General features: G+C 62.5%; 8 protein-coding genes and 1 riboswitch. Of the genes, 6 read left to right on the plus strand and 2 right to left on the minus strand.

Annotation, left to right across the window (positions count from 1 at the left end; all coding sequences use genetic code 11):
• Nucleotides 1-13: 13 nt before the first annotated feature.
• Nucleotides 14-214: riboswitch (cobalamin riboswitch) on the plus strand.
• A 350-nt stretch (nucleotides 215-564) separates the two neighbouring features.
• Entirely contained in the window at nucleotides 565-2,496 is a 1,932-nt protein-coding gene (locus HWX91_RS11950) for a TonB-dependent receptor domain-containing protein (RefSeq protein ID WP_028193958.1), read from the plus strand.
• Nucleotides 2,497-2,574: 78 nt separating this feature from the next.
• Here HWX91_RS11950 and lpxA read toward each other — a convergent pair whose 3' ends face one another.
• On the minus strand, nucleotides 2,575-3,369 hold the full coding sequence (gene lpxA / locus HWX91_RS11955) for an acyl-ACP--UDP-N-acetylglucosamine O-acyltransferase (protein ID WP_200898865.1): 795 nt from the start codon (nucleotides 3,367-3,369) through the stop codon (nucleotides 2,575-2,577).
• Between the two features lie 447 nt (nucleotides 3,370-3,816).
• On the opposite strand from lpxA, the gene HWX91_RS11960 reads away from it, so the two are divergent.
• From HWX91_RS11960 to HWX91_RS11980, 5 genes are all read left to right on the plus strand, one after another.
• The gene (locus HWX91_RS11960) at nucleotides 3,817-5,322 is read left to right on the plus strand and encodes an efflux transporter outer membrane subunit (RefSeq protein WP_028193960.1); all 1,506 of its coding nucleotides are present in this window, start codon (nucleotides 3,817-3,819) and stop codon (nucleotides 5,320-5,322) included.
• Between the two features lie 99 nt (nucleotides 5,323-5,421).
• Nucleotides 5,422-6,573 (plus strand): efflux RND transporter periplasmic adaptor subunit, encoded by a 1,152-nt coding sequence (locus HWX91_RS11965; protein WP_028193961.1) that lies wholly within the window; start codon nucleotides 5,422-5,424, stop codon nucleotides 6,571-6,573.
• Between the two features lie 12 nt (nucleotides 6,574-6,585).
• The gene (locus HWX91_RS11970) at nucleotides 6,586-9,639 is read left to right on the plus strand and encodes an efflux RND transporter permease subunit (RefSeq protein ID WP_028193962.1); all 3,054 of its coding nucleotides are present in this window, start codon (nucleotides 6,586-6,588) and stop codon (nucleotides 9,637-9,639) included.
• Nucleotides 9,640-9,744: 105 nt separating this feature from the next.
• The gene (locus tag HWX91_RS11975) at nucleotides 9,745-11,046 is read left to right on the plus strand and encodes a UDP-N-acetylglucosamine 1-carboxyvinyltransferase (protein WP_028193963.1); all 1,302 of its coding nucleotides are present in this window, start codon (nucleotides 9,745-9,747) and stop codon (nucleotides 11,044-11,046) included.
• 402 nt (nucleotides 11,047-11,448) lie between these two features.
• Nucleotides 11,449-11,697 carry a DUF1488 family protein gene (locus HWX91_RS11980; protein WP_028193964.1) on the plus strand — a complete coding sequence of 83 codons (249 nt, stop codon included), beginning with the start codon at nucleotides 11,449-11,451 and terminating at the stop codon, nucleotides 11,695-11,697.
• 140 nt (nucleotides 11,698-11,837) lie between these two features.
• On the opposite strand, the gene HWX91_RS11985 is transcribed toward HWX91_RS11980, so the two are convergent.
• Nucleotides 11,838-12,521, minus strand: coding sequence for an MgtC/SapB family protein (locus tag HWX91_RS11985; protein ID WP_028193965.1), 684 nt, complete (start codon nucleotides 12,519-12,521; stop codon nucleotides 11,838-11,840).
• Nucleotides 12,522-12,602 lie beyond the last annotated feature (81 nt).

Here is a 12,602-nt window from a genome sequence, read left to right on the forward strand (position 1 = left end):
ACCACTACGCATCGGTACGCTTCGCGCTGATGGTTCCCGTTACCGGGATCAAAGGGAACGCAGTACGAGCAGCCATGCTCCGAATCTGCGGCTGCCCCCGCAACTGTAAGCGGCGAGTCCGTGCCATTCATGACCACTGGAGCAGAGCACCGGGAAGGTCGGCACGTGACATTGACCCGTGAGCCAGGAGACCTGCCATCGAACCGAGGTCTGCGCAGCCGCACCGGGCGGGGTGTCCCGATGTGCAAGCACCGCTCTTGAGCGGTCGCCCGCTGCAACGACAGCCCAAGCCTCAGGATCTGTCATGTTCACTGCTGTTCAATCCGGTTCCCTAAAGGGGGAGCCTCGCGCCGGCGCGTCGTCGCCATGGATAGCGCTTTCGCCGCCTTCAGGATTGCCGCCTGGCCTGGCTCGTTCGTCCCCTGTCGCCTGAAGCGCTACGACGAACTGGAAGCCTGTTGCGCCACACATTAAATCTTTGAGCGCGGCTAAACGGCCCGCTGGCCCCTTGGTCCTCCAGCTCGCCACCCATATAGAAATCAGCAAGAACGAGCCCATCTCATCATGAAGTTCCGTCGACTCATCATCACCTCCGCCCTGACCGTCTCCGCATGGCAGGTTGCACAGGCCGCGGACGACACGCCGTTGCAGCAGACGGAGCAGACGCCGGCTGAAACCACGCTGCCGAATATTCTCGTCAGCGGCGACACGCAACATCTGCCGCAATCGTTCGACCAACGCTTCGCCACCACTCAGGTTCTGACGCGCGCCGATCTCGATCGTCTTACGCCCGCCGACCCGAGTATCACGCAGGCCCTCGCCACGCTGCCCGGCGTCACCATTTCGCAAACCGGCGGACCCGGTTCTTCCGCCGCGGTCAGTATCCGCGGTTCGTCGGCCAGTCAGGTCGCGGTGTTTATCGACGGCATCCGGGTCGGTTCCTCGACCACCGGGCAAGCTGCGTGGGCCGATCTGCCGACCTCCGCGTTCGACCGCGTCGAGGTGATCTCGGGGCCGGCGGCCGCCTCGTTCGGCGCGGACGCGATGGGCGGCGTCATACAGTTGTTCACCAACCATGCATCCAATCAGCCGAATCGGACCACCGTTTCGGTAGGCGGCGGTTCGAACAAGACCTTCGATACACAGATCCGCACGTCCGGCAGTATCCCGTCCACGGGTCCGCTTTCGGCACTCTCCGGACTGACCTACTCGCTCGGCCTGCACGACTACAACACCGCCGGGATCGATGCGACCCAGCCGTACGCCTACGGTCACGAGGACGGCCGCAATCCGTACCATGCGCAGGACGTGGACGCGCGACTCGGTTACGCGCACGACAACTGGTCGCTCTCCGCGTTCGCTCTGTATCACAAGTCCGATCTGTCGTACGACAATGCCGGCGGCGCCGACCGGCAGCTCGATCATCAACTGACGACGGGCCTCGCATTTCATCTGGACGTGACGCCGACCACCCAGTTCGACCAGTCGGTGGGTTATGCGACGGACCGCCAGTTCGTCTACGCGAACAACCCAGGCATTCCGTCCGATGAGTTCGATTCGACGCGTTTGAGCACCACGACCTCGCTAACGCATCAGGAGCGCGGGCTGACGCTGTTCGGTCTGCCGCTGTCCGGAGAATCAAAAGTTGCGTACGATTTCAGCCGTGAGCTGGCGTTCATGCCGGTGGATGTGCCTCAAGGCTTGCCGGCCCGCAACGATTCGTCTTTCTCGCTCCATCAGTCGGCCACGCTCGGCGCGCTGACGGTGTTCCTCGCGGGTCGCCACGACGTTGTCCAGGGTGTGTCGGTCAATACCGGCAATGTCGCCGTGGCCTATGCGATCACGCCGGTTTATACGGCGCGCCTCTCGTATGGCAATGCTTTCCGCCTGCCGACGTTTAACGATCTGTACTATCCGGGCTATTCGAACCCGAATCTGTTGCCCGAGCGCAGCGATACGGTGGAGGCAGCGCTGGACGCGTCGACCTCGATCGGCACCTTCACGGCCGCCGTTTATGACACCCGGGTTCATGACCTGATCTCGTTCAACCCCGCGCTCAGTATGCCCGTGAACATCGGGCGGGCGCACATCCAGGGCATCGATCTGTCCTACAAGGGCACTATCGGCAAATCGACGCCGGTTAGCGTTGCGGTCGGCATAATGAATCCGCAGGACGTCACGGATCAGACGTGGCTCCCCCGCCGTCCGCGCCAAACTATCAGCCTGAGCGTGGATCACATGTGGGACGAATTCCACCTGCACGCGCTCAGCACCGGCGTCTCGCTGCTTTATGGCGGCTCGACCTTCGACGACCAGTACAACACGACCTATCTGCCGTCGTACACGCGAGTCGATCTGCGCGCCGCGTACAGGATCAATTCGCACCTCACCGTCTCCGCCAACCTGTCGAACCTGTTTAACCGGCAGTACGTCACCGCATACGGTTACAACTCGCTCGGCCGCACGGCATTCGGCAAGGTGGCGTATACGTTCTAGGCGGAACCAGGCTCACGCTTTCTGTCGTCGGGTGACAACTCTCCCGACGACGTAGCCTGCGTATTGCCGCACAGAACCTTATCTAATCAAACCGCGAGTCGAGCGAGTCAGAAACTCGTAAAACGGTTGGACTTCGGCGTGAGCGGAGGCGATCTCCGCGATCTCCGGCTTCGCTTCATCAAGCGTCTTGCCACTCCGGTACAGCAGCTTGTAGGCCTGTCGAATGGCCTGTATTGCCTCTTTGCTGAACCCCCGGCGCTGCAACCCCGTGGTGTTCACACCAACCGGCGAAGCGTGATTGCCCTGGGCAATCACGAACGGCGGTACGTCCTGGGCGATGCCCGAACAGCCCCCCACCATGACGTGCGCGCCGATGACGCAGAACTGATGAACCGCAACCATCCCGCCAATAATTACGTAGTCGTCCAGAATTACATGACCGCCTAGCGTTGCATTGTTTGCCAGAATGCAATGGTTGCTCACGATGCAATCGTGGGCAACATGAGCGTTGACCATCAGAAGATTGTCGTTTCCAACCCGGGTAACGCCGCCGCCCTGGACCGTGCCGCGATGGATCGTGACGCTCTCCCGGATTCTGTTCCGATCGCCTATTTCCACCAGCGTCGGCTCGCCGGCGTACTTCAGGTCCTGGTTGTCCTCTCCAATCGTGGCGAACGGGTAGACGGTGTTGTCCCGGCCAATGCGGGTATGGCCGCTTACGACAACGTGCGACTTCAGTACGGTGCCTTCACCAATCTCGACATCGCCGCCGACGCAGCAATAAGGACCAATGCGAACGCCGGCACCAATCACAGCGCCCTCTTCAATCACCGCGGTCGGATGGATGACAGCCGTTTTATCGATCACAAACATAACCTCTCAGGAATGCCACTTTCGTGGCCGTGCAATTCAGATCCAATGCCGGAGCAGCGAGCTCCCATTCATTTCTTCGATCGATTATATGGGTCTTTATTGGCGCTTGCCGATCGGCCACCGGAACGCCTTATCGCGCCGCGCGAACAGGAATGTGAACGACTTTGCCAGCGTCTCGATCCACTTCGCGGGTTCCGTATTCCGCCGGCCCTCAGGGCCCCTTCCTTACAGATGGCTGTCTGAAAGCTCGTCGAGCGGACTGACTACGTGATCTCGTGCATCCCGCGCGTCACGTGCTCCAATCGGCCATGCTAGGCTACGCGTAGATTTCTTGCCGCATGGTATAAATTCCGCCGTCCGGACAAGAAACATCGAAGTTCGGGTGGTCCGCATAATCCCATCCGCTCCCCTCGCTTAGGCTAAACGCAGGCGATATAAGGTGGATCGATGATCGACGTGAACCAGCGTATTGTCGGGCGGCGGCGCCTGTACGTCGTGCTTTGCGGCTGCGCCGCGATGACGGGCTGCATGGTCGGTCCCAACTACCGCACGCCTGCCGCACCCGCTACGGACACGTACACCGCCACGCCGCTGCCCGGGCAGACGGCCTCTTCGCCGGGGGCTGCCGGCTTGCCCCAGCGCTTTGTGCCGGGCGAGGACATTCCCGCGGCCTGGTGGGCGCTCTTTCATTGCGAGCCGCTCGATACCCTGATCCGCCAGGCCATCGTCAACAGCCCGAACATCGCCGCGGCGCAAGCCGCCTTGCGGCAGGCGCGCGAAAACTTCAAAGCGCAAGCCGGCGGCACTCTCCTGCCCAGCGTCGACGCGCAACTCGGCGCCACGCGCGAAAAACTGAACGGCATCGCGTTCGGCCAGCCTGGCGTGGTCGACGAGTTCAATCTCTATAACGCGTCGGTGAATGTGTCGTACAAGCTCGACGTGTTCGGCGGCGCGCGGCGCGAACTCGAAGCGTTGCGCGCACAAATCGATTACCAGGATTTCCAGTTGCAGGCCGCCTATCTCGCGATGTCCGCCAACATTGTGACCGCGGCCGTCAAGGAAGCATCGCTGCGCGCCCAGATCGACGCAACCGAGCGGATCGCCACGGAAGAAGACGAGCAACTCGGCGTACTCGGCAAACAGTTCGAACTAGGCGGCGTGGGCCGTACCGCCGTACTCGCGCAACAGACCCTGCTGGCGCAAACCCGCGCCACGCTGCCGCCGCTGCAACAGCAACTCGACCAGGTCCGTCATCAGCTCGCCGTGCTGGCAGGCAAACTACCCAGCGACGCCGGCTTGCCTGAATTCAGGCTCGAGATGTTCTCGTTGCCCGAATCGCTGCCCGTGAGCCTGCCGTCGGCACTGGTGCGGCAACGGCCCGACATTCTCGCCGCCGACGCGTTGCTGCATCAGGCCAGCGCGCAAGTCGGCGTGGCGACCGCGGCGATGTATCCGCAGATCACGCTGTCCGCGAGCTACGGCGCGGAGGCCCTGACGCCGGCGCAGGTGTTCAAGGCCGGCAGCACGATCTGGAGCCTGGGCGCGGGCCTGCTGCAACCGGTCTTCCACGGCGGCCAATTGAGTGCGCAGAAGCGCGCGGCCGAAGCGGCGTACGAACAGGCCGACGCGCAATATCGCGAAACCGTGCTGCTGGCTTTCCAGAACGTCGCGGATTCGCTGCGCGCGCTCGATCACGACGCGACCGGCCTGAAAGCGCAGACGGACGCCTGGCGCTCCGCCAGCGATTCGCTGGACCTCACGCGCGGGCAGTACCGCATCGGCGGCGTGAGCTATCTGTCGCTGCTCGATGCGCAACGCCAGTATCAGCAAACGGTGGTCAGTCTCGCGCAGGCCCAGGCATCTCGCTACGCCGACACGGCGGCCCTCTTCCAGGCGCTCGGTGGCGGCTGGTGGAACGAGCCGGTGCCGGCCACCGCCGCAACAACGCATTGACGTAATCGGGCGGAACATTCGCCGCACCGCTACTCGCAATACACGCAGTAAGAAACGAACCGTCCGGCGCTTCGCCCCATGCCGTGCAAGGACACAACGATGACCGAAAGAAAACCGATGACAAAGCGGATGGTGATCATGCTGATCTGTGTCGGCCTGCTGCTGGCCGCGCTCGTCGGCTTCAACCAGTTCCGCTCGTACATGATCGGCAAGTTCATGGCGAGCAACGCGGCGCCGCCCTCCACCGTCTCGGCGATCGTCGCCGGCTATCAATCGTGGCAACCGCAGCTTGCCGCGGTCGGCAGTCTGCGCGCCGTGCGCGGTGTCGACGTGACTACCGAAGTCGCGGGCCTCGTACGCGAGGTGGCGTTCCGCTCGGGGCAGGAAGCGAAAGCCGGGCAAGTTCTGGTCCGCCTCAATGCCGACAGCGACGTCGCGCTGCTCCAGTCATTGCAGGCCGCGGCCGAACTCGCGCAGACGGTCTACACGCGCGACAAGGCGCAATACGACATCAAGGCGATTGCCAAGGCGCAGCTCGACGCGGACGCCGCCGACCTCAAGGGCAAGAAGGCGCAGGTCGCGCAACAGGCCGCGCTGGTCGACAAAAAGACGATCCGCGCGCCGTTTGCGGGACGCCTCGGCATCACCACCATCAATCCAGGGCAGTACCTCAATCCGGGCGACGCGATCGTCACGCTGCAAGCGATCGATCCGATCTATGCCGATTTCTATCTGCCGCAGCAACAGCTAGGCCAGCTCGCAATCGGCCAGACTATCGTGGTCGATACCAATGCGTATAGCGGGCAAACCTTCACGGGCAAGATTCAGTCGATGAACCCGCGGGTCGACAGCGCCACGCGCAACATCCAGATCGAAGCCACCGTGGACAATCGCGATCGCAAGCTGCTGCCGGGCATGTACGCGAACGTGAAGATCGACGCGGGCACCGCGCAGCGCTACCTGACGCTGCCGCAAACGGCCATCACCTACAACCCCTACGGCGCGACCGTGTTCATCGTCAAGCAGGGCGCGCAACCTAACGCGCAGGGCAAGGCGCTACCCGTCGCGCAACAGGTGTTCGTCACGCCGGGGCCGACACGTGGCGATCAGGTTGCGATTCTTAAAGGTGTCGAGGCCGGCATGCAGGTCGTGACGAGCGGACAGCTCAAGCTCAAGAACGGCACGCCGCTCATCATCAACAACAGCGTGCAGCCGGCGGACAATCCGAATCCGGCGCCTCAGGAACAATAGAGAGACCGCGCGATGACATTCACCGATCTCTTTATCCGGCGGCCCGTGCTTGCGTCGGTCGTCAGCCTGCTGATCCTCGTACTCGGACTGCGCTCGCTCGCCGCCCTGAAAGTCAGCCAGTATCCGCAGACCGAAAACGCCGTCGTCACGATCAGCACCGCTTACTATGGCGCGAATGCCGACACCATCGCCGGGTTCATCACGCAGCCGCTCGAAGCCGCGATCGCCCAGGCGCAGGGCATCGACTACCTGTCCTCGACCAGCACCACCGGCGTGTCGACCATTACCGCGACGCTGCGCCTGAACTACGACGCGAACCGCGCGCTGACCGAGATCAACACGCAGATCCAGTCGGTGCGCAACCAGTTGCCGCCGCAGGCGCAACAGCCGGTGCTGACGGTGCAGGTCGGGCAGACCACCGACGCGATGTACATGGGTTTTTACAGCGACGTGCTGCCGAGCAATAACGTCACCGATTACCTGCTGCGTGTCGTCAAGCCCAAGCTCGATTCGGTTGAAGGCGTGCAGACCGCCGAAATTCTCGGCGGGCGGCAGTTCGCGTTGCGCGCCTGGCTCGATTCGACGCGGCTCGCCGCCCATGGCGTGACGGCGAGCGACGTCTTTACTGCGCTCGGCAACAATAACTACCTCGCGACACTCGGCACGACGAAAGGGCAGATGGTTAGCGTCGACCTGAACGCGGGCACCGACTTGCACACCGTCGACGACTTCAAGCAGCTTGTCATCAAACAGAAGAACGGCGCGATCGTGCGCCTTGAAGATGTCGCGAACGTCGTGCTCGGCGCCGACAGCTATGACTTCAACGTCGCGTTCAGCGGCAAACGTTCGGTGTTCATCGGCATCAAGGTCGCGCCGGACGCCAACATTCTCGATGTGGCCAAGCGCGTGAAGGCCATTTTTCCCGGCATGCAGAAACAGTTTCCGACCGGCATGACGGGGGATATCGTTTATGACGCGACCGACTTCGTCAACACGGCGATTTACGAAGTCATCAAGACACTGGTCGAGGCATTGCTGATCGTCACCGTGGTGATTTTCCTATTCCTTGGCAGCTTGCGCGCGGTCATCATCCCGCTGATCGCGATGCCCTTGTCGCTGATCGGCACGTTCTTCGTGATGCAGCTACTCGGCTATTCGATCAATCTGCTCACTCTGCTCGCGCTCGTGCTCGCGATCGGGCTCGTCGTGGACGACGCGATCATCGTCGTCGAAAACGTCGACCGTCACATGATGGAGGAAGGCAAGACGCCGCTCGAAGCGGCGCTGATCGCCGCGCGCGAACTCGGCGGCCCGATTCTCGCGATGACCGTCGTGCTGATCGCCGTGTATGTGCCGATCGGTTTTCAGGGCGGCCTGACGGGCGCCCTCTTCACCGAGTTCGCCTTCTCGCTCGCCGGCGCGGTGACGGTGTCCGGCGTGATCGCGCTGACCTTGTCGCCGATGATGTGCTCGCGCTTCTTCCGCGCGGAGCAGGAGTCAGGGCGCTTCGCACGCTTCGTCAATCGCCAGTTCGAACGCGTTCATCGTGGCTACGGCCGTTTGTTGCACGCGACGCTCGACACCTGGCCCGTGTTTATCGTAATGGGCGCGTTGCTGCTCGCCGGTACGGTCTATCTGTTCATGACGTCGAAATCGGAACTCGCGCCGCAGGAAGATCAAGGAATTGTCCTATCGCAGATCCAGGGGCCGCCGAACGCGACCATTCAGCAAATGCAGACGTACGCCGACCAGGTATTCAACATCTCCAAAGCGTTGCCCGAATACTCGCAGATGTTCCAGCTTACCGGCGCGCCGACGCTGAATCAGGGCATCGGCGGCGTGCTGTTCAAGACATGGGACCAGCGCAGCAAGGGCGCAACCGCTTTACAGCAGGAATTGCAGCAGAAATGGAATCAGATTGCCGGGGCGCGCGTCGCGGCGTTCCAGTTTCCGCCGTTGCCGGGCTCACAGGGCTTGCCGGTGCAGTTCGTCATCAGCACGACCGAGCCTTTCGAGAATCTCAATGAAATATCGCAAACCGTCCTGCAAAAAGCCCGTGCGAGCGGGATGTTCTTCTTTGTCGACAGCGATCTCAAGCTCGACAAGCCGGAGGCGACACTCGTTGTCGACCGCGACAAGGTCGCCTCGCTCGGGCTTTCGCAGAGCGACGTCGGGCAAGCGCTCGGTTCGGCGCTCGGCGGCGGCTACGTCAACTACTTCTCGATTGCCGGGCGCTCGTATAAGGTGATTCCGCAGGTCTTGCAGACCGACCGCCTGAACCCGTCGCAGGTGCTCGACTACTATCTGCGCACGCCGGACGGCAGTGTCATTCCGGCCTCGACGATTGCGCATATCGAACACAACGTCGTGCCGGAATCCATCAACCACTTCCAGCAGCTCAACTCCGCGACAATCTCAGGCGTGACCGTGCCGGGCGTGTCGCAGGGCGAAGTGCTTGCTTTTCTGCGCAAAGCGACTGCGGAAGCCGCGCCGTCGGGATATTCGGCAGATTACTCCGGGCTATCGCGGCAATTCGTGCAGGAGTCCGGCGGTTTCGTCATCACGCTGCTGTTCGCGACGATCATCGTGTTCCTCGCGCTCGCGGCACAATTCGAAAGTTTCCGTGACCCGATCGTGATCCTGGTGTCGGTACCGATGGCGCTGTTCGGCGCGCTCATCTTCATCAACGTTGGCCTGACGACACTGAACATCTACACGCAGGTCGGGCTCGTCACGCTGATGGGGCTCGTCAGCAAGCACGGCATCCTGATCGTGCAGTTCGCCAACGAACTGCAACACGCCGGCAAATCGAAGCGCGAGGCCCTCGAAGAAGCGGCGGGTGTGCGGCTGCGCCCGATTCTGATGACGACGGCGGCGATGGTGCTGGGCGTCGTGCCGCTGGTGATTGCCTCGGGTGCGGGCGCGGCGGGCCGCAACGCGATGGGGCTGGTGATCTTCACGGGCCTGTCGATCGGCACCCTCTTCACGTTGTTCGTGGTGCCCGCGATGTATATGTTCCTCGCCGCCGATCATCATCGGGAAGCGGGTGTGCCGGAGGCGAGCTGAATCACGCGATGCCAGCCCACCCTACCGGAGGGCATTCGCCAGCACGCACAGTCGCTCAATGGCATGATATCGCCCTCGCGTCCTCACTTTCGAACCCTCCCGAACATGTCCAACCTGATCGTCCACGGCGGCGTCCCGTTACGCGGGGAAATCACGCCATCCGCCAACAAGAACGCTGTTCTGCCGATCCTTTGCGCCACGCTGCTCACCGATCAACCGGTGCGGCTGATCGGCGTGCCGGAGATCACCGACGTCAAGAAAATTCTCGAGATCTTTCGCACGCTAGGCAGCGAGGTGTCGGTGAATTTCTCAACCGGCATTCTCGACCTGCATCACCATGCAACCACCTTCGATCCGGCAACGCACAAGCTGCCTGAAGAGATGCGCTCGTCGATCATGCTGGTCCCGCCCTTGCTCGCGCGCTTCGGCGTGGCTCGACTGGAGAGCGACGTGAAGGGCTGTACGCTCGGCGTGCGCGAGATCGACCCGCACGTCGAGGTGTTCGAGCGGTTTGGCGCCCATCTCACGCGCACCGACGATTCGCTGATCGTGCGTAACGACCGGCGCATGGTTGCAAACGATCACTGGCTGGACTACGCATCGGTCACGACCACCGAGAACTTTGCGCTGTGCGCGGCGGCCGCGCAAGGCACGTCGACCCTCGTCAACGCGGCGTCGGAACCTCACGTGCAGGAGTTCTGCCGCTTTCTTGCCATGCTTGGCGTGGGCATCGAAGGTATCGGCACGTCGCGGCTCAGCGTAACGGGCGGCGGGCGGCTCGGCGGTGGCGAGTTCCGCTTCAGCGAGGATTTTCACGAGATCGCCACGTTTCTTGCGCTCGGCGCCATCACCGGTGGCAACATCGCGGTGAAGAATTCCGCACCCGAACAATTCCCGCTGATCGACAGGACATTCGCGAAGTTCGGCGTCAACGTGGAGCATCGTAACGGTTGGTCGCGTGCGTTAAGCGACGGCCCGCTGCACGTGCGCCGCCCGTTCACACAGAATATCCTCACCAAGGTCGAAGCGGCGCCGTGGCCTTATTTGCCGGTCGACCTGCTGCCGATCTTTGTCGCGCTTGGCGTAAAAGCCGAAGGCAGTGCAATGTTCTGGAACAAGGTCTACGACGGTGCAATGGGCTGGACCAGCGAGTTGTCGAAGTTCGGCGCGCATGTGTTCCTGTCCGATCCGCACCGGCTGATCACGTTCGGCGGCTTGACACTGAGTCCGGCGCGCGTCGAGAGCCCCTACATCATTCGTGTGGCGATTGCATTGCTGATGGTCGCGGCCAGCATCGAAGGACGCTCCGAGATCATGAATGCGCTGCCGATCCGGCGCGCGCATCCGCGCTTCGTCGAAAACCTGCGCTCGGTGGGCGCAAATGTCGAGTGGACCAGCAGCGAGTGAGTTAAGGAGGGGGCGTCAGGCGGGCGCGTTAACACCAACCGCATGGGCGCAGTGCCATCGAGGCGGAACTCCAGCGGACCGGATCGTTGGCCTGCAAACCTGACCTCCCTCGCGTACGGGCAAATAAAGACGTCGGCGCCAGCTAAAGGGTATACAGTGGGGCGGTCGGTCGCCAATGCGCGGCCTCCTGTTTCGGGGCTCCAACATGCGATCACCACTCCCACGCACTTCGGCTGCAGTGAGCAGCGAGAGCGAGTACGCGATCGAACGCAGGACGCGTGCTCATGTCCTCGACACAGCGGATGCTTTGAGAGCAGAGAAGAGACGCGTCACTTACGCCACGATCGACTCCAGCGCCAGCAAGTGGCGCTACTCGGCCGTGTGCGAGAAAGGCTGATCGCCGTGCTTCAATTCCCCAACCCCAGCCGTAGCTATGATGCCTCCCGGCATTGCGTATGTTTCTGGGGATACGACGACTCGCGCGAAATCACCTTCATGGTCGACGATGCGATGCTCAGAAACCTGCAGCCCGACGTGGGCTCGGACGAGCGGTCGGTGCTGGGCGCCTTCGACAAGTCGCGCGAAAAGGTTCTCGAAATCGCCAGGAAGCAGTACGTCAGCGGTCCACAGAATCGATATTTGATTTCGTGAGCGACATGAGCGACCGCCGCGTCGCAAGGCTGCGTTGCCCGGCAACGTGTCGCTTGAAGAAGGGAGTGCCGACGCATACACCCCCGCTCCGGCCGAGCCCGACGCACTGACGGCCTGAGGTTGTCGCAGGATCACGCCTGTCAGTGCACTTCGATCTCCTCGACCTCGCGCACGCCGATCAGTTCGCTGAGCATGTTGCGGTAAGCGACGAATTCGTCCGCGGACATGCGTGACAGCGAAATCGTCACCAGGTCCCGCTGTTCGTCGCTGTCCTCGTGAACGCTGATGTGCTTGAGCCGGGGGCCGTCCTCGCCGAACAGGCGGCACAGCACCGGCAGCGTGATCGCGCCCCGATCCACCTGAAGGCGCAGTGCCCGGCGCAGTTTGCCTTTCGTGCGCAACTGGCGCGCTACGGGCTTGACCCAGGTGAGCGTCGTCAGAATGATCACCGTGGCCGCTAGCGCCAGCACGTAAAGTCCGCCACCCGCCGCGAGCCCGATGCCGGCGACGGCCCAGACACTCGCTGCCGTTGTCAGCCCTCGCACCACTTCGCCACGCAGCAGGATTGCGCCGGCGCCGAGGAAGCCGATTCCCGACACCACTTGTGCGGCTACACGCGATGGATCGAGCGCGACGTTCGGCATCGAGCGGGTGTCCTCGAAGCCGAACGCCGAGACGATCATCACGAGCGCGGACGCTACGCACACCAGCATGTGCGTGCGCAAGCCAGCCGGAAACGCAAACCGCTCCCGCTCGAAACCGATTACGCCGCCCAGCACCGCGGCAAAGAGCAGCCTTGCGATCAGTTCGATATTGCCCGGCATCGCATCCTCCTCGTTAGCTTTTTTTTGTCGGCCCGATAGCGTCGGCCGTTGACTGCTGGGGCTGTAACTGGATTCATCTCG

Origin of the sequence: Paraburkholderia fungorum, assembly GCF_902833645.1 — a bacterium.
Classification (GTDB): domain Bacteria; phylum Pseudomonadota; class Gammaproteobacteria; order Burkholderiales; family Burkholderiaceae; genus Paraburkholderia; species Paraburkholderia fungorum.

Bases quoted from the DNA above. Each gene is read 5' to 3' on its own strand.
- HWX91_RS11960 (WP_028193960.1), top strand. From the start codon at position 3,817: ATGATCGACGTGAACCAGCGTATTGTCGGGCGGCGGCGCCTGTACGTC.
- HWX91_RS11950 (WP_028193958.1), top strand. From the start codon at position 565: ATGAAGTTCCGTCGACTCATCATCACCTCCGCCCTGACCGTCTCCGCA.
- HWX91_RS11970 (WP_028193962.1), top strand. From the start codon at position 6,586: ATGACATTCACCGATCTCTTTATCCGGCGGCCCGTGCTTGCGTCGGTC.
- lpxA (WP_200898865.1), bottom strand. From the start codon at position 3,369: ATGTTTGTGATCGATAAAACGGCTGTCATCCATCCGACCGCGGTGATT.
- HWX91_RS11965 (WP_028193961.1), top strand. From the start codon at position 5,422: ATGACCGAAAGAAAACCGATGACAAAGCGGATGGTGATCATGCTGATC.
- HWX91_RS11985 (WP_028193965.1), bottom strand. From the start codon at position 12,521: ATGCCGGGCAATATCGAACTGATCGCAAGGCTGCTCTTTGCCGCGGTG.
- HWX91_RS11975 (WP_028193963.1), top strand. From the start codon at position 9,745: ATGTCCAACCTGATCGTCCACGGCGGCGTCCCGTTACGCGGGGAAATC.